The sequence below is a fragment of the Achromobacter sp. ES-001 genome (genome assembly GCF_019448355.1).
In the GTDB taxonomy this organism is placed as follows: Bacteria; Pseudomonadota; Gammaproteobacteria; order Burkholderiales; family Burkholderiaceae_B; genus Achromobacter; species Achromobacter spanius_B.
In genome coordinates this window covers 4,398,594-4,421,358 of sequence record NZ_CP079940.1, presented here as the reverse complement: position 1 = coordinate 4,421,358, position 22,765 = coordinate 4,398,594, and the positions used below count along the sequence as shown (strand labels likewise).

The following is a 22,765-nucleotide window of genomic DNA, read 5'->3' as shown; positions in this document are numbered from 1 at the left end:
GGCATGGCCTCCGAGTACATCGACACCTATTACAAGCGCACCCTGTCCGGCAGCGATACGCGCTACGCGCCGCTGGCCGGCGTGGCCAGCACCGACGTCTGCGTGGTGGGCGGCGGCTTGGCCGGCTTGTCCACCGCGCTGGAACTGGCCCGGCGTGGGCGCAGCGTTACGTTGCTTGAAGGGCGGCGCATTGCCTGGGGCGCGTCGGGCCGCAACGGCGGCTCGGTGTCGCCCGCGTTCTCGGCTGGCGCTGACGCCATCAAGCGCCATGTGGACGAAGACCATTACCGGCAGCTGTATCGGCTGTCGATGGAAGGCGTGGAGATCATCCGCGACAACATCCGTACGCTGGCCATCGCCGACGCGCACAAGGTCGACGGCCGCCTGCGCGTGGTGCGCTACGAAGCCACCGATGCGCTCCAGCAGTGGTGCGAGGCGCAGCGCCGTGACTTCGGCCGCGACGTGCGTTTTCTGACGCGCGAGCAGGTGCGCGAACGGCTGGTGTCCGACGTCTATCACCAGGGCATTGAAGACCCGTCTTCGTTCCACTTCCATCCGCTCAATTACGCGCGCGCGCTGGCCCGAGAATGCCAGCGCCTGGGCGTGCGCATCCATGAAGATTCCGCGGTCACCGGTTTGGCGCTGGAAGGCGCGGTCAAACACCTGACGACGGCGCAAGGCCAGGTCGATGCGCGCGCCGTGGTGTTGGCCACCGGCGGCTACACGGGCGATGTCGTGCCGGCGCTGCGGCGCGCCATGTTGCCGATTGCCACCTACATCATGCTGACCGAACCGCTGGGCGACCGTGTCAAGGAAGCCATCCGCAGCACCGCCGCCATCGGCGACGATCGGCGCGCCGGCAACTATTACCGCGTGCTCGATGGCGGGCGCATCGGCTGGGGCAGTAGAATCACCACCCGTGTCGACGACCCGCCCGATCTGGCCGAGTCCTTGCGCCGCGAATTGCTGTCCGTTTACCCGCAGTTAAAAGGCGTGCGCGTTGAAACCGCATGGTCAGGGCGCATGGCCTACGCCCGCCACCTGATGCCGCAAATCGGCCAACTGGCGCCGGACGTGTGGTACTGCACGGCGTTTGGCGGGCACGGCATGAACACCACCTCGATCGGCGGACGCGTCGTGGCCGAAGGGATCACCGGCGACACGCAGCGCTACAAACTGTTCGCACCCTTTGGCCTGGCCTGGAATGGCGGCGGCCTGGGCACGGCGGCGGTTCAACTGACTTATTGGTCTTACCAGGCGCGCGACTGGTGGCGGGAGCGCACTACGCGGGCATGACAAGGTACACAGGATGCAAGGCAACAAACAAAGCGCATTGGCACAACGGCTGCGAGCCCTGCGCCAGGCGCGTGACTGGACCCTGAAGCAGGCGGCGGCGGCCACCGGCGTCGCCGCGTCCACGCTGTCCAAGATAGAAAACAGCCTGCTGTCGCCCACCTATGACAACCTGATCAAGATCGCCGCGGGCCTGGAACTGGACGTGGCCGAACTGTTCACCGCGTCCGACGCCCACATGGGCACCGGCCGCCGCAGCCTCAGCCGCCAGGGCGAGGGCCGCCAATACGAAACCCCGTACTACGACCACCGCCTGCTGTGCACGGCCCTGTCGCACAAGCGCATGATGCCGTTCCACACCCGCGTCAAGGCGCGCTCGTTCGACGAATTCCAGGACTGGAGCCGCCACGGCGGCGAGGAATTCGTCTACGTGCTGGAAGGCGAAGTCCAGCTTTTCACCGAGTTTTACGAGCCGGCCCGTCTGAAATCCGGCGAAAGCTTCTATATAGACAGCCGCATGGGCCACCGCGTCATCAGCCTGAGCCAGGAAGACGCGATCGTGCTGTGGGTGTCGACGCACGCGGACATCGAGGAAGAGTAGGGGCGCCGGCGTAGGAGCAAGGAGCCGCCGCAAAGTTTCCCGCAACAAGGTAAAATGCGCCGCCCGGATCTCTTGCCGGGTGTCAACGACTGCGCGGCAGTAGCTCAGCTGGATAGAGCACGGGCCTTCTAAGCCCGGGGTCGGGGGTTCGAGCCCCTCCTGCCGCGCCAGAATAGTCAGCGAACTCAAGGGCATACCCCTTTCGAAATTCGCTAACAGCTAAATGGACTAATACGCTCGTCTACGGCGTTGCTTTATGGCGCGTGCCGAAAGGGCGGCATACCTCCGCGCCGGACGCCGCTGCAATAAAAACGCCCGCAAGTCTGCGGGCGGTCGGCGATTCGTATATTCCTGGCGGGTTACGGCAGGGCCAACAGATAGTCCTTGAAATTGGCGATAGCTATGAAAGCGTTGGGTTGACACCCAAACATGTTGTCGCAGGTTGCAGCCATCTTGATGGTGTGAGTACCGTAAGGACCCGGTTCCTTGATGACCGTGTAAGCCAGCTGCGGAGAGTTGCGCGTGGGGCCATAGGTCTGGATCACCGAGCTGGACACGCTCTGGATCTTGTACGCCCCGTTTTGTGCCAGCCAAACCTGGGCACCATCCCATAGCTTCCCGCATTGCTCAGCGCCTTTCTGCTGCGCTACTAACAACTTTCTGTTGATTTTCAAATCGCCAGCCCCGCCCCGTCCACCTTCAGGACCGGCACCCCCGCCCAATCCACCCCATCAAGACACCGCACGTTGACCGCCCAACCGACGAACGCCTGCTTTCCCTGCGCCAGCTCTTGAGCCGTGGGCGCGCTGGGCACTCGAAACGGAAGAATCCCGCAGTGCGGACAAAAGTAGTCCTTTGCGGTCTTTGAGCCCCACCGATAAACGCTCAAATCATCCAGCGGCGTCAACATGCGCAGTGCTGCGGTCGGTACGCGATGAATCAGCGCGCCACGCCGCTTGCAGATCGAGCAATTGCAGCTGCGGACATGGTCCAGGTTCATGTCCACTTCAAAGCGGCACGCGCCGCAATGGCAGGAGCCTTGATAGGTGCGCATAGGGGCATCCAACTAAAAGAAACCATTTCAAAAAGCAAGATCGCGATGTGAATGGAACTGTTTCCGACGTGGTGATCCGCGGCTACGCCGCTTCCATTTCGTGTTGTGCCGCCAGAGCCAGAAAAGCCGAGCGCGACAGCCGCCGCGCCCGCGCTACCGCGTCGATCCGATGCACCAGATTTTCGGGCAAGCTGATATTAAGCCTGACTGCCTTGGCGTTGACCTTGGACAGGTCGATGTCGACCAGCATCCAGAAGCCCCCTTTAAATGCCTTCTTTTGTATCCACACCTCCGGCGCGGTAGGCGGCGCGATGGGTGCAGTTTCGCCAAAGAAGTGCGCTTCGACCGCCTCCTGTGCCGCGGCTGGCAGGCGTTGTAGCGTGGTTGCTGCTGCGTGGCAGCCCGGAAAGTCCGGAAAAGACGCTCCGTAGGCGCTGCTCTTTTCTTTGTGTACGTAGATGGGATAAAGCATTTGGGGTCTCCTGACGGATCGCGCTTACCTCAAGCCGGCTTGCTTGAGGATACTGTGCGCTGTCGGCACTGGAAGATCTTTACGCGGGTGGGGCACGGTCACCTTGCCGCGCTTGGTGGGGTGCTTGAACTGGTGGTGCGAGCCCACTGTGTGCACCAGATACCAGCCATCCGCTTTTAGTCGTTTGATGATGTCGGCGCTATTCATTAGCCCATGGTCACGGCCTACACAATAATACACAACATCGTTTGCGCCAAAATCCCCATTTGTCAGACTGATTCCCGGGGGCACCAGTACTGGGACTGCGCGTCGCTAACTGCGCCGCCCCTCCCACCCCGCCAACACCCGATCACAAACCTCCCCCGCTTGTCCCAGATAATTCGCCGGATCACTCAAGCGATCCAGCTCTTCCTTCCCAAGCAGATCCCGCGTGCCCTCATGCGCCGCCAGCGCTTCCTGCATCGCAACCTTTAGCGTGCAGTTCCTGCGAACCGCCTCCTTGGACGCCCGTTCGACCAATTCATGCGCTTCGAGACGACCCATTCGACCGCCAAGCGCCAGCGCGTACGCTTCGGCCAGAATCAAGCCATTCGTCGCACCAAGATTTCGGGCCATGTTTTCCGGATGGACTTCCAGCCCGTCCAGCATGCCCGCCAGATGCCGTAATGCGCCGCCCGCCAACGCGCAGATCTGCGGCAGGACGTCCCATTCCGCTTGCCAGCCGCCCAACGCGCGTTCGTGTTCCTGCACCATCGCGGACAGCATGGTGGACACCAGCGGTGGCATGCGGGTGGCGGCGGCGAGGATGGCGGCGCTGCTGACGGGGTTGCGCTTGTGCGGCATGGTGCTGGAGCCGCCGCGCCCCGGGCCGGCGGGTTCGGCTAGCTCGGCGATCTCGGTCTGCGCCATCAGCGACACGTCGCGGGCGATTTTGCCCAGCGTGCCGGTCAGCACGCCCAGTGTTGCCGCCAAGTCGGCCAGGCGGTCGCGATGCGTGTGCCAGGGCATGTCGGGCAGGGCAAGGCCCAGTTCTTCGGCCAGGACGCGCGCAACATCGGGGGCGGCGTTGCCCAGGCTTGCCAGCGTGCCGGCGGCGCCGCCGAATTGCAGCAGGGCGCATTGTTCGGCGTCGTGCCGCAGGCGTTGCCGCGAGCGGGTCAGCGCTTCCAACCAACCGGCCGTCTTGACGCCAAAGGTGGTGGGCAGTGCGTGTTGCAACCACGTGCGGCCGACCATGATCGTGTCGCGATGCGTTGCGGTCAGCCGGGCGCATGCGCGTTGCGCCGCGTCCAGGTCCTGGTCCAGCTGCGCGGCAACCTGTTGCAGTTGCAAGACCAGCGCGGTGTCCAGCACGTCTTGGCTGGTGGCGCCCCAATGCACGAAGCGTGCCGCCTCGGCGTCTGCCTGGCGCACGGCGGCGGTCAGTTGCTTGACGAAGGGGATGGCGATGTTGCCGGCCAGCATGGAGGCGGAAGCGATGGCGTCCAGGTCCAGGATGCTGTTGATGTCTTCGGCATGGCAGACCTTGTGGATGCTGCGCGCCGCGCTGTCGGGGATGACGCCGCAGCGCGCCTGCGCGCGGGCCAGCGCGGCTTGCACCGCCAGCATCCGCCGGATGGTGCCGGGGCCGGAGAACAGGCCCATGATGTCGCGGTCGGAATAGATCTGTTCCGTCAGGCCGGAAAGAATGGTCATGTTGCGTCCGTTGCTGACGCGGTCAGAGGTCGAAGAACACGGTCTCGCCCGCGCCCTGCAAGACGACGTTCCAGCGCAGTACGCCGTTGTCCGACGCCTGCGCGATCAGCGTGCCGCGGCGCGCGGCAGGCGTCTGGCGCAGGACCCAGTCCTGTTCATTGGCTTGCGCTTCGTCCGGGAAGTACAGGCGGGTGGACAGATGCTTGAGCAGGCCGCGCATGAACAAGGACACCAGCAGATGAGGCGCTTGCAGCGAGCCGTCGGGCGCCGGCACGCCGCCGGGCTTGATCGTGGTGAAGCGGAAAGAGCCGTCTGCTTCCGTGGGCACGCGCCCGAATCCCGTAAAGCCGGCTGGCGCAGCGTTGTCCGCATGGCGTGGATCGTCCGGGTGACGGTACACGCCGCGTGCGTCGGCTTGCCAGATTTCTATCATGCCGTCGGGCACCGGGTTGCCCTGGCCATCGATGATGCGGCCTTCAATGACGACCCGGGGCGCGTCCAGGTCGGGCTGACCCGCCGTCAAGTCCGCACAGTTCAGGCCGGACAGGCCGATGTGCAGGTAAGGGCCGACGGTTTGCGAGGTAGTGGGGTAGAGCATGCGTTACTCCATCGGGGTAGCGTTACGGCCGCGCAGCACGATATCGAAGCGGTAGCCCAGCGCGTAGTCGGGCACGGTGGTTTCCCAGTCCAGCGTGGCGACCAGGCGGGCGCGCGCCTTGGCGTCCGGCACGCATTGAAAGATGGGGTCGAATTCCAGCAGCGGATCGCCAGGGAAATACATCTGCGTGACCAGCCGCGTGGCATAGGCACGGCCGAACAACGAAAAGTGGATGTGCTGCGGGCGCCAGCCGTTGTAATGGTTGCCCCACGGGTAGGCGCCCGGCTTGATGGTTTTGAACTGATAGCGGCCGTGCGCGTCCGTTACCGTTCGGCCTTCGCCGCTGAAGTTCGGGTCCAGCGGTGCGTCGTGTTGATCGCGTTTGTGCAGGTAGCGGCCGGCGGCGTTAGCCTGCCAGATTTCGATCAGCGCATCGGGCACCGGCCGGCCGTTCTCGTCCAGCACGCGGCCGGACACGATGATGCGTTCGCCGATGGCGTCGGCGCTGGCGATGCGCGTCAGGTCGTTGTCGCCCTGCTTGACGAAGGCGGCGCCGAACGCGGGGCCGGTGATTTCGGACAGGGTCTGCGGCACGGCGATCAGCGGCTCATTCGGCGACCGCAGCAGCGTGGAACCATAAGCGTCGAAGCGGTAAGCGGGCTGGGTGTTCCAGAACGGACGCCGGTATTGGGCAAGATCGGACATTGCGAAAATTCTCCTTTGTGTAGCGGATCAGGGCGTGCGATACGGTTGTGCGGGTGCGGGCCTGACCCTCCCCGCACAACGCCTGCGCCTCACCCGCCGAACCAGCGCGCGGGCACGATCACCAGCGCCGGGAAAACGACCATCAGGAACATGATGGCGAACTCGGCCACCATGAACGGCATGACCCCGCGTGTGACGTCGTCCATCTTCATCTTGCCCACGCCCGCCACCACGTTCAGCACGGTGCCCACGGGTGGCGTCACCAGGCCGATCGAGTTGTTGATGATGAACAGCACGCCGAAATACACCGGGTCGATGCCGGCCGCGCGCACCACCGGCATCAGCACGGGCGTCAGGATCAGGATGGTGGGCGTCATGTCCATGGCGGTGCCCACCACCATCACCAACACCATGATGGCCGCCATCAGCAGGATCTTGTTGCCGATGAATGGCTGAAGCATGTCCACGACTTTGGCGGGCAGGTCGGCCACGGTGATCAGCCACGCGCTGACCATGGCGGCGGCAATCAGGAACATGACGATGGCGCTGGTCTTGGCGGCCGACACGAACACCGCGTACAACTGATTCAGCTTCAGCTCGCGGTAGACCAGCGTCGATACCAGCAGTGCGTACGTGGCGGCCACCACGGCGGCCTCCGTCGGCGTGAAGACGCCCATGCGCAGGCCCACCAGGATGATGACCGGCAGCATCAGCGCCCACAGCGCATTGCGCGCCGCCGTGCCGATTTCCTTGGCGGATTTACGCGGCGGCGGCACCACTTTTTCACGGCGGACGAGCCAAGCCCAGGTCAGCCACAAGGCGCCACCGATCAGCAAGCCGGGAACGATTGCCGCCATGAACAGTTTCGAGATCGACACATTCGCGGCCACGCCGAAAATCACCAGGCCAATGCTGGGCGGGATCACCGGGCCGATCACGCCCGTGGCCGCGATCAAGCCGCCGGCCGTTGATTTCTTGTGGCCCGCGCTGACCATCATCGGCAGCAGCAACGCGGTCAACGCCGCCGCGTCCGCCACGGCGGAACCGGACAAGGCCGACAACAGGCAGCCCGCCATGATGGTGACGTAGCCGAGTCCGCCCTTGACGTGCCCGACCAGCGCCAGGGCCAGGTCCACGATGCGTTTGGACAAGCCGCCCACGTTCATGATTTCGCCGGCCAGCATGAAGAACGGCACCGCCAGCAGCGGAAAGCTGTCCGCGCCACCGATCACGTTCTGCGCCAGGATCTGCGAATCAAAGATATCCAGATGCCACATCAGCGCCACGCCGCTGGCCAAGAGCGCAAAGGCAATGGGCACGCCCAACGCCATCACGCCCAGCAGCGACCCGATGAATACGAAGATGGTCATGCGCTTCTCCCCGGCGCGCCGTGGTTGGCGTCGTCCAGAATCTGCTTGAGCTGCACGGCTTCTTCGGATTCCTGGACCATGATCAGGTCCTGGTCGCGCAGTTTGCCGGCCAGCACGCGATAAAGGTCCACCGCGATGATCAGCCCGGCCAAGGCCGAGAACACCAGCCCCGCCACATACACGATCGCCATCGGCAAACCGCTGACGGGCGCGCTGACGTCCGCGTTGATCACGGCCTGTTCCCAGCTGCCCTTGAACATCAGGCCCACGATGTAGAGCATGATGATCTGGCCCACGACCAGGCATATTTTCTTGCCCGCCGTCGGCAGCTTGGCCACCACCATGTCCATGCCCAGGTGGCCGCGTTCCTTGAGCGCGATGACGGCGCCCAGGAACGTCAGCCAGATGAACATCCAGCGCGACAGTTCTTCCGACAAGGTGATGCCGGAATTGAAGCCGTAGCGCGCAACGACGTTGCCGAAAACCAGCACCACCATCGCCGCCAGCAGCAGCGCGATGGCCAGCTCCAGCACGCGGCACGCGACCGCGATGAACCCGTCTATGTAAACCATGAAGCCGCCCCCTTCAGCGTGCAAAGCGTGCGCGATGTCATGCGCGCGCTTCTTGCAGGATGTCGACCAGCCCGCGCAGCGCCGTCAGGTACGAATGCGGCCCCAGCCCTTGCACGGTGCCTCGCACCGCCGGCGAAATGATCGAATGCGCGCGCCACGTTTCGCGCGCGGCGATGTTGGACATATGCACCTCCAGCGTCGGAAACGGCATTGCCTTGATGGCATCGTGCAGCGGCACGCCGTGCTGCGTCAGCCCGGCCGGATTGACCAGCGCGCCTTGCGCCGCGTCGATGTTCTGGTGCAGAAAGTCGATCAGCGCGCCTTCGTGGTTCGATTGCAGCGTGGCCAGTTCCACGCCCAATTCTTCAGCCAGCGTGGCCAGGCGCTGGTTGATTTCAGCCAAGGTCGTGGTGCCGTAGATGTGCGGCTCGCGGCGCCCGAACAGGTTCAGGTTCGGGCCGTGCAAAACAAGAATCTTCATGATGGATACGCCGGTGCGTTTACTTGCGGATGCGTGCGAGTTCGTCGTTGTAGAGCTTGACGATGGCGGGGTCGTAGCTGCCGGTGAAGTGTTCAATAACCGGCTTGACGACCTGCTGCATGCGGACTTTTTCCGCCGGTTCGATCGTGTTGTATTGGATGCCCTTGGCTTGCAATTCCGCCACGGCTTTTTGCGCGGCTTCGCGGCTGACCTTGCGCTGGTAGCCACGCGCCTCGTCGGCCGCCTCTTGCATCAGGCGCTGTTCGGTGGGCGACAGCTTGTCCCAGAATTTCTTGCTGACCAGCACGATGTTGGCGGCGTAAACGTGGTTGGTCGCGCTGACGTACTTCTGCACTTCGTAGAACTTGTTCGACAGAATCACCGAATACGGATTTTCCTGGCCGTCCACCGCTTTGGATTCCAGCGCGCCGTACAGCTCGGCAAACGGCATGGGCACGGGGTTGGCCTTGAACGCCTTGAACGTGTCCAGGAATACCGGGTTGGGAATGACACGGATCTTCAGGCCGGCCAGGTCTTCGGGCTTGGTGATGGCGTGCTTGGAGTTGGTCACGTTGCGAAAGCCCAGGTCCCAGAAACCCAGCGCAACCAGGCCTTTTTCAGGCAGCTTGGCGATCAGCGCGCGGCCCAGCGGCCCGTCCAGCAGCGCGTCTGCCTGGCCAAAGTCGGTGACCGAGAAGGGCAGGTCGATCAAGCCGAATTCCTTGACGATGCCGGCCAGCGACGTGGACGCGGGCGCCGACATTTCCTGCACGCCGCCTTGCAGGCCGGACTGCTGCTGCATTTCATTGCCCAGCTGCGATGCGGGGAATTCCTTCACCTTCATCTTGCCGCCGCTTTTGCTGGCAAGGATCTCGGCAAACTTCTGCACGCCCGCGCTGACGGGGTGGTCGGTGTTGTTCAGGTGGCCGAACCGGATGGTGCGTTCCTGGATGTCCTGCGCATGGGCCGTCATGGCGGTCGAGCACAGCAGGCCCATCAGGCCCAGGCAGAAAATGCGGGTCTTCATCGTTGTCTCCTTCCGTGATTTTTTTGGAATGTTCTCGATGTCTTGGAGGACTCGGTAGTGGAATGTAATTCCGAGTGGAATAGTTTTCCACCTAGGGTTATCATCCATCACCCCATTACTTGTTGAGATGACATGGCCGGAGTCCTCGAACGCGCGCTTGCCGTCATGGAGCACCTTTCCTCCCGACCCGAAGGCGTGCCGCTAGCCTCGCTGGCGCAGCAGCTTGAGATCCCCCAAAGCGCCGCCCATCGCTTGCTGACCGACCTGTGCCGTTGCGGCTACGTCAGGCAGATCCGCGACCACGGCGACTACGCGCTGACCGCTCGCGTGGCCTCCATTGGCCTGAGCTATCTGGCGGCGACCGGCATCGTCGATATCGCGCAGCCGCTGGTCGACCGGCTGGCCGATATCTCCGGCGAGCTGGTGCGCCTGGCCATCGTCGATAACGAACGGCTGACGTGGGTCGCCAAGGCGCAGGGCGCGCGTCACGGCTTGCGGTACGACCCGGAAATGGGATCGGACGCGCGGCTGTCGTGCAGCGCGTCCGGGCACGCGTGGATGTTGACGATGTCGGACGAGCGCGCGCTGGATCTGGTGTCGCGCCAAGGCTTCGGTTCGCCGGCGGAATATGGCCCCAACGCGCCCACCACGATTGCGGCGTTGACCAAGATGCTGCAAGCCGGCCGCAAGCGCGGCTACGCGATGATCAACGAAGTGTTTGCGCCCGGCATGACGGCCATGGCGGCGCCCGTGCAGCGCAAGGGCGAAGACGCCATCGGCGTGCTCAGTATCGCGGGCCCCGCCATGCGCCTGACCGAAGCGCGCATGCTGGAACTGGGCCCTCAGTTGCTGGCGGCCACCGAAGAGTTGGCGCTGGCAAGCCTGGCGTCGCCGATGTTCCGAAAGCGCTTTCCCATGCAGGGCCGTAGTGACGGCGACGATACGGCGAAGTAGGCCGTGATCCGGCCACGGCGCGCTAGTCCTCCGCGGCCGGGCCATTGCCCCACGTGCCCACGCGCGCCGAGCGCAGCAGCGGCGACGCCTCTGCCGCCTGCGCCAGCTCGCTGGCCGCGCGCAGCAGCGCCGGCCCAAACTTTTCCATTGCCTTCAGCGTCAAGCGTTGCGACGGGCCGGCCACCACCAGGATGCCCGTGCTTGCGTGGCCGGGGCGGCGAATCGGTGCCGCCATCGCGCTCATGCCCGCCGCATAAACGTCTTGCAGCATGCTGTACCCGCGCCGCCGGTGGCCGTCCAGGCCGGCAAGCAACGCGCGGATCGACGTGGGCGCATTGGGCCCGAAATCGCGCGGCTTGCCCAGCCCTTGTTCGGTGACGTACGCAATCGCCTGGTCCTCCGGCAACGTCATCAGCCAGGCGTGGCCGGCCGCGCTGCAAGACAGGCGCAGGTCGATGCCCATGTCGGGGTCATACAGCAGCCCCGACTTTGCCCCTTGCGCCTTGGCCACCAGGGTCAGCCGCTTACCGTCGACGATGGCCAGCCGCACCAGTTCGCCGGTGGCCAGGGCAAAGCGGTCGATGACCGGTTGCGCAATGTCGACCACGCCCGAACGCCCCAGAAAGCTCAGACCCATCGACGCCAGCTTGGTCGTCAACGCATATTCGCCGCGCACCGGCGTCTGCCGCACGTAGCCGTACTTCATCAGCTCGTGCAGGGTGCGGTGGCAGCCGCTGCGCAACTGGTTCAGGTCGTCGGCCACCGTCGCCAGCGCGACGCCGTCGGGGTGCTTGGCCAGGTATTCAAGCAATGCCAATGTCTTTTCGATTGCCCCGCTCATTGCAACTCCTTGGGTTGGCCACCATGAAAAACCGAGCGCTGAATGCGGCCAAATTCAAATTTTGAATTCGGCCAAAATTTGAACGGCATTCAAAATTATGCCCTATGCTCGCAGCGAAATATTCCTTGCCGACACCAAACCAGAGGGGTTGTGATGCAGATTGGAAAGCCGTTATTTCGCCTTGCCGTAACCGCCGCCGCATCTCTTTCGGTTTGCCTGGCGCTAACCGCCACCGTGGCCGCGCAAGAGGTCAAGGCGCGTACCCTGAAGTTTGCATTCAGCTTGGCCGCGGATCATCCGCTGGGGCAGGGCGCGCAGAAGTTTGCCGACCTGGTCGCCGAGAAAAGCGGCGGCAAGATGAAGGTGTCGATCTATGCCAACGCCGTGCTGGGGGGCGACCCGCAAAACCTGTCGGCGGTGCGCGGCGGCACGTTGGACTTCACGTCGATGGCCACGGGGCTGCTGGCCGGCATTGACAAGCGCTTCATGGTGTTTGACCTGCCGTTTCTGTTCAACGATGCGCGCGAAGCGTATGCGGTGTCCGATGGCCCGGTGGGCAAGCGCCTGCTGGACGGCTTGGCCGACCACGGTTTGGTCGGCCTGGGAATCTGGGACCTGGGCTTTCGCAACATGACCAACAGCCGCCGCCCCATTACCGGCGTGCAGGATTTTCAGGGCTTGAAGATCCGGGTGATCGCCGCGCCGGTGTATATCGAGATGTTCAAGACCCTGGGCGCCAACCCCGTGCCGATGACGTTCGGCGAAGTCTATGGCGCGCTGGAGTCCAAGGCCATCGACGGGCAGGACAACCCCGTGGGCGTGATCCAGTCCGCGAAGTTCGCCGAGGTGCAAAAGTACCTGTCGCTGACGCGGCACATCTATACCGGCATGCCGTTCCTGATGAGCAAGAAGACGTGGGACGGCATGTCGCCGGCCGAACGCCAGATCATCCTGGACGCGGCCAACGAAGCCAAGCAGCAAGAACGCAAGATCTCGCAGGCCAAGGAAGCCGTGGCCATCGACGACTTGCGCAAGCTGATGCAGGTCAACGAGCCGGCGCCGCAGGCGGTAGACGGCTTGCGCCAGGCCGTCAAACCGGTGGTCGACAAGTTCGCCGGCGAGATCGGCACGGACGTGATGCAGCAGGTGGCCACGGAATTGTCCGCGCTGCGGGCAAAGCGCTGATCATGGCGCTATTGGGCAGCGCCGCCATCGCTATGTGGTGGGATATTGCGCCGGCATGGCGCTCGGAATTCGAAGACTGGCATTCGCATGAACACTTCCCCGAGCGCATGAGCGTGCCGGGTTTCCGGCGCGGCTCGCGCTGGGTCAGCGCCCATGGCGGCGAAGGCTTTTTCGTCATGTACGAACTTGACGGCTACGACACGCTGAGTTCGCCCGCCTACCTGGGCAGGTTGAACCAGCCGACGCCCTGGTCCACCAAGCTGATGCCGCAACATCGCAACATGATCCGCAGCCAGTGCAGGGTGCTGGAAAGCGTCGGAGGCGGTTTGGCGCGGTACGCGCTGACCCTGCGTTTGTCACCGCGCGCAGGCGCGCGGGACGCTTTGCGCGCGTGTGTGAAAGCGCATGCTGCCGCCTGCTGCGTGCGCCCGGGCATTTCGGGCGCGCATCTGCTGATGACGCAGACCCCCGCGATTGCACAAACGACCGAGCAAGCCATACGCGGCGCCCGGGACGGCGTTGCCGATTGGATCTATATCGTCAACGGCTACGACATCAACGCGGTCACCGCCTGCGAAGGCGAGGTGCGCAATGCCGAGGAACTGGCGAGGCACGCCGACCCGGCCGCCGCGTGGTCGGATATTTATTGTTTGTCGCATACGTTGGAGGCCGTTGGGACCGGGCTATCAGGCCAAGGGGCGACACCAAACGCGTGAGGGGGATGCGCCGGACAGACGGTTTATCGGCCACGGGCAAATGCTAATCTCGTAGCCTGATCTATCGGCGCTACGGTGAAGCTCAGGCTACGCGCTGCCGGCACTCCCATTCTTTAAAGGCCCCCCATGCCCTCCATCGATCCGTCCCTTTCCTCTTTGACCCTGAATACCAGCGAAGACGGCCTGCGTTACCTGCAAGGCAATGTCGATACGCCGGACATAAACGGGGGCCAGGTCTATGTGTCCGTCCAGGTGCTGGCGGACTCTCGCGACAATGAGGCCGGGATGGCGGCGTTTACGCGGATCATGGCGGATCTGGGCGCGTGGATCGCCAAGGCGACGGCGTATCTGGAAGAGGTGTATCGCAGCGATCCCGAGGTGCTGGGCTGCGACGCGTCGTTCCAGCTTCCGGTGGGCGTGCCCCTGGTGGATGGCCCGGAAGTCATCTTCCATGGTGAGGAAGACTGGTCCATTCTGTTCGAGGAAGGGGTGTTTCCCATCTGCGAACCCTACGGCATCATGGTCAACTTCCAGGACGGCGAAGTGGCGGATTTCACCGACCTGTCGGGCGTCGAAGACGAGTGACCGCCGGGCCGCGCTGCTACGACTTGGAACGATTTTTTGACGTTTCCCTTGCTATAAGTACAGCTGATGAAGCCATGGGCCAGGGAAAATGTTGATTCGATTGTTGAGCCGCCACAGCGTGGCGCTCTTGTTTGCCGCACTGATATCCGCCTGTTCGTCGACGCCGACCACACCGACGGGATCCAGCGAAACCGCCAAGGTTGCCGCGTCCGAGCGGGTGGTCAGCGATAACTGCAAGATTCTGCGCAGCCGCTGCATCTTTGAAGGGTCTTACGATGCGGGCGAACGAAATTACGCCGAGTTGGAAGCCAAACGCCTGAACAAGGCGGAATTGGATCGGCTGCGGCGCATGGCGCAGTAGCTTCTCGACGCCAGCAAGGAATTGCCCGCGCGGCACGCAATTCCCATTATTAATCGGCTTGGTTACAGACCGGCAATCAGGCCGGCAATTATTTGCGCTGGCATCCTGTTTATTGAGTAGCATCGGCACATCGCATTGCCGTGTATTCAACATCAGGAGAAGTTCGATGGCCCGCGCTACCGCTCATGCATTCGATTCTCCGCAGCGTTATTTATTCAGTGGCGGAGCCGGCCGCGCGCCGAACGGTGCCAATGGCGCCAAAGGCGGCAACGGCGTATTGAACCTCAAGCGGCCCTGCCAGTGTGGCAGCGTGGCCTGTGGCTTGATTTACCAGCGGGTGATGGCGGATATGTCGCGTCGCAAGTTCCTCGGCGGCGCGGCGGCCATGATGCTTCCCTTTACGGGCGCGCGCGCGGCCAGCAACTGGCTGCGTCACCCCACGCCTTCCGATCGTCCCTTGCTGCTGACCAACCTGCGTTTGTTCGATGGCTCGGGCAAACCGGTACAAAACGGCGTGCAGGTATTGATTCAAGGCAACGTAATTGCCGCCTTGCCCAGCGCCGGGCAATCGGTTGACGGCGCACAGGTGATTGATTGCCAGGGCAAGCTCGTCATGCCGGGCTTGATCGACGTGCACTGGCATTCCATGTTGGCGGCGGTGGGCCAAACCGTCGCCATGACGGCCGACCTGGGGTATCTGTATATCGCGGCTGCCGAGCAGGCCGAGCGCACGTTGATGCGTGGGTTTACCTCGATTCGTGACGCGGGCGGGCCGGCGTTTGCATTAAAGCGCGCCATCGATGAAGGCATGGTGCCCGGTCCCCGCATTTATCCCAGCGGCGCCATGATTTCACAAACCTCGGGTCACGGGGATTTTCGCTTGCGCAGCGACTTGCCGCGCGCGGCCAATACCCCGTTGAGCTTTGTGGAAAGCGCCGGCGTGGCGATGATTGCCGACGGCACCGCCGAAGTATTGCGGCGTGTGCGAGAGCAGCTGATGTTGGGCGCGTCGCAAATCAAAGTCATGGCGGGCGGCGGCGTGTCGTCGCTTTACGATCCCTTGGACAGCACGCAGTTTTCTGAAGTGGAATTGCAGGCCGCCGTTGACGCGGCGGCCGACTGGAATACCTATGTGATGGCCCACGTCTACACGCCCAAGGGTATCCAGCGCACGATCAAGGCCGGCGTCAAATGCATCGAACACGGGCAATTGGCCGACGAGGAAAGCGTGCGCATGATGCGTGAAGAGGGCGTCTGGTGGAGTCTGCAACCGTTCTTGATGGACGAGGACGCCAACACGTATCCCGATGCCGCGCGTCAGGAATCACAGCGGCGCGTGTCGGAAGGCACGGTGCGCGCCTATGAACTGGCGCAAAAATACGGCATCAAGACGGGCTGGGGCACCGACATTCTGTTCAATGCCAAGAACACGCCCAGCCAAGGACGCCAGTTGGCCAAGCTGGTGCGGTTCTATGACCCACTGACCTTGCTGGCGCAGGCAACCGGGGTCAACGGCGATTTGTTGGCCTTGTCGGGCCAACGCAACCCGTACCCCAAGCCGCTGGGCCGTATCGCGCCGGGCGCCCTGGCCGATATTCTGGTGGCCGACGGCGACCCGTCTCGCAATCTGGATTTTCTGGGCGACCCCGATACCCATCTGCGCCTCATCATGAAAGATGGCAAGGTTTACAAAAATACCTTGAGCGCGAGCCCGGCCGGTCAATAGTCTTATTAACGCGCATTATCTGGTCGGATTATCTCGCTGGCGGATTATTACAGAATAATCCGCAATAAAGTTAACGCGTTAGATACTTTCTGTCTGGTTTGATTGCCTTTTCTAAACATCGGGGACGCATCCCTCACTACACTTCGCGGTCCGTGTAGAAATGCGAATCCGGGATGTTCAATAGGGCGGTGATAGTGCATGTGGCTGTGTTACTTGTGCTCTGGCCATCACAAAAAATAAGGCAGGAGATAATCTGTGCGCAATACCCCCTTGGTACCCGAATAATCGTGCTGATCCAGAAAGATATTTATATGAAGTGGAACGCGCCGGTGCCGGGTAGCTGTACATCGGAGTCCGAACAAGGCGCCGTGCGGATCAAGGCGGTGACCGGCGTCCGTGGCTGAAAAAGTCGCCGTCTACGGCGGCGGCGCGCGGCGATCAAGCTCGTGAACGATTCGCTCTTTCAATGCCAGCAAGTCCGCCGCGTGCAACCTTTCCACGGACGCGGCCGTGTCGTCCGTCATCAAGCTCAGGTTCAACGCCAGCGTCTGGCCACCGGGCACACGTAGCGGGGTAGACATCGCAACAACGCCGGGCTGCCATGACGCCACGCAATAATCCGCAGCCACCACTTTTGCGATGGCTCGATCAATTTCCGCGCCGATCGGTTTCCACGATGCGCTGCGATATCCCGACATTATTTTCTTGAGCAGCGCCTGGCGCGCCGCCGTCGGCTGCGTGGCCAGATACGCGCGACCTAAAGACGTGAGTTCGATCGGTACCCGTTGGCCCGCCACGATAGTGCGAAGCGAGGCCCGGCGGTTATAGCGGATGGATTCCAGATAAACCATTTCAGTGCGGTCCGCACTGGCAAGGCCGATATTGACGTGCAGTTTGTTGGATACGTCGCGCATGAACGGCGTGGCGGCGTTCAATACCGGCGACGCAGCGCGCATGGCGTGGCCCAGGCTTAACACCGGCGCGGCCAGCCGGTAGGCACGCGCGCCGCGCTCGTATTCCAGAAAGCCGCTGGTCACCAGCGTCTGAGTCAGCCGACTGACCGTGGCGGCGGAAAGGCCGGTGCGCTCGGCAAGCTCGCCATTGCCAAGCAGGTCGGTGCCGGGCTTGAACGCGCGCAGGATTTCCAGGCCACGGGCCAGCGACCGGTTCTGGCTGACGCCATCGAAACGTTGCTGCGCGGGGGGCGCATCATCGGGTGTCACAGTCGCCATCATCCTTGAAGCCATCCTCGTTGAAGCCCGCCGGCCCAATTCCATCAGGTGGAATTGGGCCGGTGTTTTTGCCCACTGTAGCGCCTACCGTGTCGATATCGCCAGCGAAAAAAAAAGCATCGGATCGCGCTGGCCTATCGACCAAGACGGAGCAACAAGATGGCGGACTACGAATTCATCAAACTGCACGCGGACGGCGGCGTGGCGACGCTAACGCTGAACCGGCCCGAGAAGCGCAACGCCATCAGCGACGCCATGCGTGCCGAACTCATCCATGCGCTGGAGGCCGTGGCCGCTGACCGGGGCACCAAGGCGCTGGTGCTGACAGGGGAAGGCAAGGGCTTCTGCGCGGGCGGCGACATCTCTGGCATGCAGCGCCGCATGGACGCGCCCTCGGGCGAAGTCGCCTTCAACGGCTGGTCACGGCAGCAGCGTGTGCACCATGCGGTCAGCCTGCTGTTTCGCATGCCCAAGCCCACCATCGCCGCCGTTAACGGCGCGGCCGCCGGCCTGGGGGCAGACACGGCGCTTAGCTGCGATTTCATCGTGGCGTCGGACAGTGCGTCGTTCACCTGGAGCTACATCGCGCGGGGATTGATTCCGGATGGTGGCGGCATGTTTTTCCTGCCTCATCGCGTGGGGCTGGCACGCGCCAAGGACCTGATCTATTCCGGCCGCAAGGTCTTGGCGGAAGAAGCCCTGGCCCTGGGCATCGCCGACCGGCTCGCCCCGGCTGGCGACGAAGTGCGCGCGGCGCAGGCCTGGGCCGCCGAACTGGCCAAGGGCTCGGCCACGGCCTTGGCGCTTAGCAAATCGATACTTGACCAGAGTTCCGAGCTGACCGCCGACCAGGTCTTCGCCATGGGCAGCCAGGCGCAGGGCATCTGCTACACCAGCAGCGAACACCGCGAATCCGTTGCGGCATTCCTCGCCAAGATGGCCCAGGCCAAGATGGCCCAGGCCAAGGCCGCTTCGGGCGGTCGCGACGGAGACGCGCAATGAGCGGCATACAGAAATTGCTGCGACCGCGCAGCGTTGCGGTCGTGGGGGCGTCGGCGGACTCGGCCAAGACGTCGGGCCGGCCGGTGGCCTATCTGCAAAAGCATGGCTTTGAAGGGCGCATTTATCCCGTCAATCCCAAAGCGTCCGAGATTGGCGGGCTGCGTTGCTACCCCGATATCCGCTCCTTGCCGGAAGCGCCGGACGTGGCCATCGTGTTGCTGAGCGCGCAGCGCACGCAGCAGGCGATTGCCGAACTGGCGGCCATGGGCACGGGCGCGGCCATCGTGCTGGCCAGCGGCTACTCGGAAACCGGGGACGTGGGCGCACGCCGTCAGCGCGAGCTGCGCGAGGCGGCGGGCAGCATGCGCATCCTGGGTCCAAACACCATCGGCCTGGTCAACCTGACCGACCGCATCACCCTATCCGCCAGCGGCGCGCTGGAAGTCGATGAGCTGACCAGTGGCGCGGTCGGGCTGGTGTCGCAAAGCGGCGGTATTCTGGGCGCGTTGCTGTCACGCGCGGCGGCGCGCGGCATCGGGTTTTCCAAGCTGATCTCCACCAGCAACGAGGTCGATCTGGACCTGGCGGATTTTGTGGATGCGTTGGTGGACGACCCGGCCACGCGCATCATCGCCCTGTATGTGGAAAGCATCCGCAACCCCAGGACGTTCCGCGCGGCGGCGCGCAAGGCGGCGGCGGCCGGCAAGCCCATCGTGGCGTTCAAGGTCGGCCGTTCGGCATCCGGCGCGCAGGCAGCGGCCTCGCATACGGGCGCCTTGGCCGGCGCCGACGCCATGTACGACGCGCTGTTCGACGAGACGGGCATCATTCGCGCGCAAACGTTTGCCGACCTGCTGGATATACCCGCCGCGCTGGCCGGCGATCGCAAGCTGGGCGGCAATCGCGTGGCGGTGCTGACGTCAACCGGCGGGGCGGGCACGCTGGTGGCCGACAGTCTGGGCGTGGCAGGCTTTGAGCTGCCCGCGCCCGATGCCGCCACGGGCGCCGCCTTGCGCGCGCTGCAAACCGGCGACCACGCCGCGCTGGATCGCAACCCGATCGACGTGACGCTGGCCGGCTTGCAGCCGGACCTGCTGCGCAACGCCATCCGCATCGTGCTGGAAAGCGATCAGTACGATGCGCTGGTCGTCATCGCGGGATCTTCCGCCGTGGCGCAGCCCGAACTGATGGCCGGTGCGCTGCGCGATTCGCTGACGCCTGACGGCAAACCGGTACTGGCATATATCAGTCCGCACGCCCCGCGCGCCGCGGAAGTCCTGAGCCGCTACGGCGTGCCGGCCTTTGCCGCGCCCGAAAGCGTCGGCGCGGCGTTGTCTGCCATGCGGCGGGTGCAGGGTGGCAAGCTGAGCGGAGAGCGCGCGGTGCGCCCGGTGCGCGACGGCACGCCGGCGCACGCGGCTTCGCCCGCAACCGTCGAACCGCACAAGGCGCTGGACGAAGCACAGGCCAAGGCGCTGTTCGCGCAGTTTGGAATCCCGGGCGTGCGGGAAATCATCGTCAATGCCGAAGCCGAAGCCGACGCCGACGCCGAAGCCGAAGCCACCCGCGCCGCCCGCGCATTGGGCCCGCGCGTGGTGCTCAAGCTGCTGTCGCGCGACATCACCCACAAGAGCGACGTGGGCGGCGTAGCCGTCAATGTCGCGCCGGAAGACATCGCGCAGCGCCTGCGACAGATGCGCATCGACGTGCGCCAGCACACCGGCAAGCCGCCCCAGGCCTACCTGGTGCAAGAGATGGTCACCGGCGCGGCCGAGGTCATCGTCGGCCTGCATCACGACCCGCTGGGCACGGCGATATTGCTGGGCATGGGCGGCGTGGTGGCCGAGCTGGTGCGCGACACCACCTTGCTGCTATTGCCGGACGACGGCGCGGCCTTGACGGCGCAAGACGTCGAGGCGGCCCTGCGCCGCTTAAGAACATGGCCCTTGCTGGACGGCTATCGCGGCCGACCGACCTGCGACGTGCCCGCGCTGGTGCAGGCGGTGTTGGCGTTTGCGCGCATGGCAAGCACCTTGCAAGACCAGTTGCTGGAAGCCGAGATCAACCCGCTGTTCGTCAAGCCGACAGGGCAGGGCGTCTGCGCGGCCGATGGCGTCGTGGTGATGAAGGACTAGGCGGGCAGCCCCGCCGTCCCTTCCCCCCCACGCAACTTTTTTGCCGACGCGCCGCACAGGATCCGCACAAGACCGGCGCAAAAAAATCAGGAGACAACGATGAAGACCTACCCATTTGTGTTGCGGCCCATCAAGGCAGTCGCCGCCGCGATGTTGACGATATGCGCCGTGGCCGCGCCGCAAGCGCACGCCGTATTTCCCGACCGGCCGCTGCGTATCGTGGTGCCGTTCACGCCCGGCGGCGGCACGGATATCATTGCGCGCCAGCTGGCCAAGGGCCTGACCGACGAACTTGGCCAATCCGTCATCGTCGAGAACCGGCCGGGCGGCAGCACCATCATCGGCACCGAGAACGTGGCCAAGAGTCCGCCCGACGGCTACACGCTGCTGATGGCGACGTTCGCGCACGCGGTCAACCCGGCCATTCACAAGAAGCTGCCCTACGACACCGACAAGGCGTTTGCGCCCGTTGCGCTGATCGGCAAGTCGCCCAATGTGCTGGTGGTGTCACCCAAGTCCAAATTCAAGAGCGTGCAGGAGATCCTGGCGTACGCGCGCGCCCATCCCGGCAAGCTGACGTTCGGTTCCTACGGCAATGGCACGTCGGCGCATCTGGCCGGCGAGCTCTTCAAAAGCCTGGGCAAGGTCGACGTCCTGCATGTGCCGTACAAGGGGGCGGGCCCCGGCATCAATGACTTGATGGGCGGGCAGATCGACATGATCTTCTCTACGTCGGCCAGCGTCAGCGGCCACGTCAAGACCGGGCAGTTGCGCGCGCTGGCCGTCACGACCCAAGACCGTTCACCGTCGTACCCCGGCGTGCCCGCCGTGGCCGAAGCAGGGGTGCCGGGCTACTACGTGGACAGCTGGTACGGCGTGTTCGTCCCGCAAGGCACGCCCGCCGCCGTCATTGACCGGCTGAACGCCGCCATCAAGAACGTGTCGGGCAAGGCGGATTTTCAGGCGGCGCTGAAATTGGAGGGGTTGGTGGCCAACGTCGGCACGCCCGCCGCGCTGGGGGACTACGTGAAGCAGGAAGAGGCGCGCTGGAGCAAGATCGTTAGCGAGGCCGGCATTACCGACGCCCCTTGAGCAGGTGGCGCGCCCGGGCGCGAGGTTCACACCGGCAGCGGTGCAAACGTGGGCCTGTCGCGCGGGCAAGCGCGGGCAAACGTTGGGCAAACGTGGGCACGCAGTGGGCGCGGGAAGGGGCGAGAAGTGGCGAGAAGGGGCGAGAAGGGGCGAGAAGGGGCGAGAAGGGGGGTAAGGGGCGGGAAGGCGCGCGATGAAAGACATCGCCACGATCCGGCAGGGTCAATGACCGGCGCGCAGATCTTGCGGCGTGTCGACATCGGCGTGCACGCCGGGATCGTCCACTGCCAACTCGTGCACGGGATGGCGCAGCAGCAAGCGGCGCGCGCCCACGTCGCCCGATAGCGCGGCAAGCTCAGGCCAGAGATCGCGCGCGAAGGCGACGGGGTGGCCGCGCTTGCCTTGCCACGTGGGCGTCACGATGCGATGGTGCGGGGCTGCGGCGGCCACTTGCATGCAGGTGTCGGCGCGCAACCAGGGCATGTCCGCCAAGGCGACCAGGCACGACGATGCGGCGGGCAAGCCCTGCGTCTTAGCGTGAACGTCTCGCCCTTCGGGTGGAAAATCTTCGCCCCGGCCCATGCCCAGGCCGAGCAAGTGGCGGGCGGCGGTCGCCAGGCTATCGCCCATGCCGTCCGCGTTCGCGCCCACCATGATCAGCTCGCATCCTTCCGCTTGCAGCAGCGCGCCTAGCGCCGCTTGGTCGGGTCGAAGCACCGCAATGGTGCGTGATGTGGCGCTGCCCAGCGCGCGGGCGGACGCCACCGCCACCGGCGTGCCATCTTCCAGCCGCGCCATCAACTTGTCCTGACCTGGGGCGTCCGCGGCGTAGCGCCGCCCATGGCCCGCCGCCAGCAAGATGCCGACGCACGCGGCCGAGGGCAAAGCGCGCAACGCGGAAGAGGGGGACGCGGAAGGCGCTGACAAGGAAGGGGCTGACAAGGAAGGGGCTGACCAGGAAGAGGCTGACAAAGCAGAGGCTGACGAAGACGGTGGCGGCTTAGGCATGGCGCTTGCTGGGCGATCACGGTTGACAGTGGGCAACTGGGGGGGGGAGACGTGGCGTCT

At 64.3% G+C, this 22,765-nt stretch carries 25 protein-coding genes and 1 tRNA gene; 12 read left to right on the top strand and 14 right to left on the bottom strand.

Going from position 1 to position 22,765, the window contains the following annotated elements:
• Positions 1 to 3: 3 nt before the first annotated feature.
• The 3 genes from KYT87_RS19910 (at position 4) to KYT87_RS19900 (ending at position 2,064) form a co-directional block, all read left to right on the top strand.
• Positions 4 to 1,296, top strand: coding sequence for an FAD-binding oxidoreductase (locus tag KYT87_RS19910; protein ID WP_219990667.1), 1,293 nt, complete (start codon positions 4 to 6; stop codon positions 1,294 to 1,296).
• A gap of 13 nt (positions 1,297 to 1,309) precedes the next feature.
• Positions 1,310 to 1,894, top strand: coding sequence for a helix-turn-helix domain-containing protein (locus KYT87_RS19905; protein ID WP_219990666.1), 585 nt, complete (start codon positions 1,310 to 1,312; stop codon positions 1,892 to 1,894).
• Between the two features lie 93 nt (positions 1,895 to 1,987).
• A tRNA-Arg gene (locus KYT87_RS19900) sits at positions 1,988 to 2,064 on the top strand.
• A gap of 189 nt (positions 2,065 to 2,253) precedes the next feature.
• On the opposite strand, the gene KYT87_RS19895 is transcribed toward KYT87_RS19900, so the two are convergent.
• From KYT87_RS19895 to KYT87_RS19845, 11 genes are all read right to left on the bottom strand, one after another.
• On the bottom strand, positions 2,254 to 2,568 hold the full coding sequence (locus KYT87_RS19895) for a hypothetical protein (RefSeq protein WP_120156467.1): 315 nt from the start codon (positions 2,566 to 2,568) through the stop codon (positions 2,254 to 2,256).
• Entirely contained in the window at positions 2,565 to 2,948 is a 384-nt protein-coding gene (locus KYT87_RS19890; RefSeq protein WP_219990665.1) for a GFA family protein, read from the bottom strand. Before KYT87_RS19890 ends, KYT87_RS19895 begins: the two co-directional genes overlap by 4 nt.
• A gap of 82 nt (positions 2,949 to 3,030) precedes the next feature.
• Positions 3,031 to 3,420: a type II toxin-antitoxin system HicB family antitoxin gene (locus KYT87_RS19885; protein WP_219990664.1), complete on the bottom strand. Its 390-nt coding sequence runs from the start codon at positions 3,418 to 3,420 to the stop codon at positions 3,031 to 3,033.
• A 24-nt stretch (positions 3,421 to 3,444) separates the two neighbouring features.
• A complete protein-coding gene (locus tag KYT87_RS19880; RefSeq protein WP_082134483.1) occupies positions 3,445 to 3,627 on the bottom strand; it encodes a type II toxin-antitoxin system HicA family toxin in 183 nt (60 codons plus the stop codon).
• A gap of 105 nt (positions 3,628 to 3,732) precedes the next feature.
• Positions 3,733 to 5,115: a 3-carboxy-cis,cis-muconate cycloisomerase gene (locus KYT87_RS19875; protein WP_219990663.1), complete on the bottom strand. Its 1,383-nt coding sequence runs from the start codon at positions 5,113 to 5,115 to the stop codon at positions 3,733 to 3,735.
• Positions 5,116 to 5,137: 22 nt separating this feature from the next.
• Positions 5,138 to 5,713, bottom strand: a complete 576-nt coding sequence (gene pcaG / locus KYT87_RS19870) for a protocatechuate 3,4-dioxygenase subunit alpha (RefSeq protein WP_219990662.1) — start codon at positions 5,711 to 5,713, stop codon at positions 5,138 to 5,140.
• 3 nt (positions 5,714 to 5,716) lie between these two features.
• Positions 5,717 to 6,418, bottom strand: coding sequence for a protocatechuate 3,4-dioxygenase subunit beta (gene pcaH, locus KYT87_RS19865; RefSeq protein WP_046804879.1), 702 nt, complete (start codon positions 6,416 to 6,418; stop codon positions 5,717 to 5,719).
• 89 nt (positions 6,419 to 6,507) lie between these two features.
• Positions 6,508 to 7,788 (bottom strand): TRAP transporter large permease, encoded by a 1,281-nt coding sequence (locus tag KYT87_RS19860; protein ID WP_104144064.1) that lies wholly within the window; start codon positions 7,786 to 7,788, stop codon positions 6,508 to 6,510.
• Positions 7,785 to 8,360 (bottom strand): TRAP transporter small permease, encoded by a 576-nt coding sequence (locus KYT87_RS19855; protein WP_219990661.1) that lies wholly within the window; start codon positions 8,358 to 8,360, stop codon positions 7,785 to 7,787. Before KYT87_RS19855 ends, KYT87_RS19860 begins: the two co-directional genes overlap by 4 nt.
• 37 nt (positions 8,361 to 8,397) lie before the next feature.
• Positions 8,398 to 8,841, bottom strand: a complete 444-nt coding sequence (locus KYT87_RS19850) for a type II 3-dehydroquinate dehydratase (RefSeq protein ID WP_046804882.1) — start codon at positions 8,839 to 8,841, stop codon at positions 8,398 to 8,400.
• Between the two features lie 19 nt (positions 8,842 to 8,860).
• Complete coding sequence (locus KYT87_RS19845) at positions 8,861 to 9,868, bottom strand: TRAP transporter substrate-binding protein (protein ID WP_046804883.1); 1,008 nt, start codon at positions 9,866 to 9,868, stop codon at positions 8,861 to 8,863.
• Between the two features lie 132 nt (positions 9,869 to 10,000).
• On the opposite strand from KYT87_RS19845, the gene KYT87_RS19840 reads away from it, so the two are divergent.
• The gene (locus KYT87_RS19840; protein WP_120156462.1) at positions 10,001 to 10,822 is read left to right on the top strand and encodes an IclR family transcriptional regulator; all 822 of its coding nucleotides are present in this window, start codon (positions 10,001 to 10,003) and stop codon (positions 10,820 to 10,822) included.
• Positions 10,823 to 10,844: 22 nt separating this feature from the next.
• Here the strand turns inward: KYT87_RS19840 and KYT87_RS19835 are convergent, their stop codons facing one another.
• Positions 10,845 to 11,663 (bottom strand): IclR family transcriptional regulator, encoded by an 819-nt coding sequence (locus KYT87_RS19835; RefSeq protein ID WP_046804885.1) that lies wholly within the window; start codon positions 11,661 to 11,663, stop codon positions 10,845 to 10,847.
• A gap of 153 nt (positions 11,664 to 11,816) precedes the next feature.
• Between KYT87_RS19835 and KYT87_RS19830 the strand changes: the two genes are divergently transcribed.
• The 5 genes from KYT87_RS19830 to KYT87_RS19810 all read left to right on the top strand — a co-directional run bounded on the left by KYT87_RS19830 (position 11,817) and on the right by KYT87_RS19810 (position 16,236).
• Positions 11,817 to 12,848 (top strand): TRAP transporter substrate-binding protein, encoded by a 1,032-nt coding sequence (locus tag KYT87_RS19830; protein WP_219990660.1) that lies wholly within the window; start codon positions 11,817 to 11,819, stop codon positions 12,846 to 12,848.
• Between the two features lie 2 nt (positions 12,849 to 12,850).
• Positions 12,851 to 13,564 carry a hypothetical protein gene (locus tag KYT87_RS19825; RefSeq protein WP_219990659.1) on the top strand — a complete coding sequence of 238 codons (714 nt, stop codon included), beginning with the start codon at positions 12,851 to 12,853 and terminating at the stop codon, positions 13,562 to 13,564.
• A gap of 126 nt (positions 13,565 to 13,690) precedes the next feature.
• On the top strand, positions 13,691 to 14,149 hold the full coding sequence (locus KYT87_RS19820; protein ID WP_046804888.1) for a hypothetical protein: 459 nt from the start codon (positions 13,691 to 13,693) through the stop codon (positions 14,147 to 14,149).
• 118 nt (positions 14,150 to 14,267) lie between these two features.
• Entirely contained in the window at positions 14,268 to 14,510 is a 243-nt protein-coding gene (locus tag KYT87_RS19815) for a hypothetical protein (RefSeq protein ID WP_370638782.1), read from the top strand.
• 349 nt (positions 14,511 to 14,859) lie between these two features.
• Entirely contained in the window at positions 14,860 to 16,236 is a 1,377-nt protein-coding gene (locus KYT87_RS19810) for an amidohydrolase family protein (protein WP_370638781.1), read from the top strand.
• A gap of 416 nt (positions 16,237 to 16,652) precedes the next feature.
• On the opposite strand, the gene KYT87_RS19805 is transcribed toward KYT87_RS19810, so the two are convergent.
• Entirely contained in the window at positions 16,653 to 17,459 is an 807-nt protein-coding gene (locus KYT87_RS19805; protein WP_255593333.1) for an IclR family transcriptional regulator, read from the bottom strand.
• 168 nt (positions 17,460 to 17,627) lie between these two features.
• Here KYT87_RS19805 and KYT87_RS19800 point away from each other — a divergent pair, with 168 nt between their 5' ends.
• The 3 genes from KYT87_RS19800 to KYT87_RS19790 all read left to right on the top strand — a co-directional run bounded on the left by KYT87_RS19800 (position 17,628) and on the right by KYT87_RS19790 (position 21,697).
• Positions 17,628 to 18,470: an enoyl-CoA hydratase/isomerase family protein gene (locus KYT87_RS19800; RefSeq protein ID WP_219990657.1), complete on the top strand. Its 843-nt coding sequence runs from the start codon at positions 17,628 to 17,630 to the stop codon at positions 18,468 to 18,470.
• On the top strand, positions 18,467 to 20,605 hold the full coding sequence (locus KYT87_RS19795) for an acetate--CoA ligase family protein (protein WP_219990656.1): 2,139 nt from the start codon (positions 18,467 to 18,469) through the stop codon (positions 20,603 to 20,605). The genes KYT87_RS19800 and KYT87_RS19795 overlap by 4 nt, the downstream gene beginning before the upstream one ends.
• A gap of 99 nt (positions 20,606 to 20,704) precedes the next feature.
• Positions 20,705 to 21,697, top strand: a complete 993-nt coding sequence (locus tag KYT87_RS19790) for a tripartite tricarboxylate transporter substrate binding protein (protein WP_219990655.1) — start codon at positions 20,705 to 20,707, stop codon at positions 21,695 to 21,697.
• A 222-nt stretch (positions 21,698 to 21,919) separates the two neighbouring features.
• Here the strand turns inward: KYT87_RS19790 and KYT87_RS19785 are convergent, their stop codons facing one another.
• Positions 21,920 to 22,591, bottom strand: coding sequence for an NTP transferase domain-containing protein (locus KYT87_RS19785; protein WP_255594193.1), 672 nt, complete (start codon positions 22,589 to 22,591; stop codon positions 21,920 to 21,922).
• Positions 22,592 to 22,765: the final 174 nt, after the last annotated feature.

Bases quoted from the DNA above. Each gene is read 5' to 3' on its own strand.
- KYT87_RS19910 (WP_219990667.1), top strand. From the start codon at position 4: ATGGCCTCCGAGTACATCGACACCTATTACAAGCGCACCCTGTCCGGC.
- KYT87_RS19905 (WP_219990666.1), top strand. From the start codon at position 1,310: ATGCAAGGCAACAAACAAAGCGCATTGGCACAACGGCTGCGAGCCCTG.
- KYT87_RS19890 (WP_219990665.1), bottom strand. From the start codon at position 2,948: ATGCGCACCTATCAAGGCTCCTGCCATTGCGGCGCGTGCCGCTTTGAA.
- KYT87_RS19885 (WP_219990664.1), bottom strand. From the start codon at position 3,420: ATGCTTTATCCCATCTACGTACACAAAGAAAAGAGCAGCGCCTACGGA.
- KYT87_RS19880 (WP_082134483.1), bottom strand. From the start codon at position 3,627: ATGAATAGCGCCGACATCATCAAACGACTAAAAGCGGATGGCTGGTAT.
- KYT87_RS19875 (WP_219990663.1), bottom strand. From the start codon at position 5,115: ATGACCATTCTTTCCGGCCTGACGGAACAGATCTATTCCGACCGCGAC.
- pcaG (WP_219990662.1), bottom strand. From the start codon at position 5,713: ATGCTCTACCCCACTACCTCGCAAACCGTCGGCCCTTACCTGCACATC.
- pcaH (WP_046804879.1), bottom strand. From the start codon at position 6,418: ATGTCCGATCTTGCCCAATACCGGCGTCCGTTCTGGAACACCCAGCCC.
- KYT87_RS19860 (WP_104144064.1), bottom strand. From the start codon at position 7,788: ATGACCATCTTCGTATTCATCGGGTCGCTGCTGGGCGTGATGGCGTTG.
- KYT87_RS19855 (WP_219990661.1), bottom strand. From the start codon at position 8,360: ATGGTTTACATAGACGGGTTCATCGCGGTCGCGTGCCGCGTGCTGGAG.
- KYT87_RS19850 (WP_046804882.1), bottom strand. From the start codon at position 8,841: ATGAAGATTCTTGTTTTGCACGGCCCGAACCTGAACCTGTTCGGGCGC.
- KYT87_RS19845 (WP_046804883.1), bottom strand. From the start codon at position 9,868: ATGAAGACCCGCATTTTCTGCCTGGGCCTGATGGGCCTGCTGTGCTCG.
- KYT87_RS19840 (WP_120156462.1), top strand. From the start codon at position 10,001: ATGGCCGGAGTCCTCGAACGCGCGCTTGCCGTCATGGAGCACCTTTCC.
- KYT87_RS19835 (WP_046804885.1), bottom strand. From the start codon at position 11,663: ATGAGCGGGGCAATCGAAAAGACATTGGCATTGCTTGAATACCTGGCC.
- KYT87_RS19830 (WP_219990660.1), top strand. From the start codon at position 11,817: ATGCAGATTGGAAAGCCGTTATTTCGCCTTGCCGTAACCGCCGCCGCA.
- KYT87_RS19825 (WP_219990659.1), top strand. From the start codon at position 12,851: ATGGCGCTATTGGGCAGCGCCGCCATCGCTATGTGGTGGGATATTGCG.
- KYT87_RS19820 (WP_046804888.1), top strand. From the start codon at position 13,691: ATGCCCTCCATCGATCCGTCCCTTTCCTCTTTGACCCTGAATACCAGC.
- KYT87_RS19810 (WP_370638781.1), top strand. From the start codon at position 14,860: ATGTCGCGTCGCAAGTTCCTCGGCGGCGCGGCGGCCATGATGCTTCCC.
- KYT87_RS19800 (WP_219990657.1), top strand. From the start codon at position 17,628: ATGGCGGACTACGAATTCATCAAACTGCACGCGGACGGCGGCGTGGCG.
- KYT87_RS19795 (WP_219990656.1), top strand. From the start codon at position 18,467: ATGAGCGGCATACAGAAATTGCTGCGACCGCGCAGCGTTGCGGTCGTG.
- KYT87_RS19790 (WP_219990655.1), top strand. From the start codon at position 20,705: ATGAAGACCTACCCATTTGTGTTGCGGCCCATCAAGGCAGTCGCCGCC.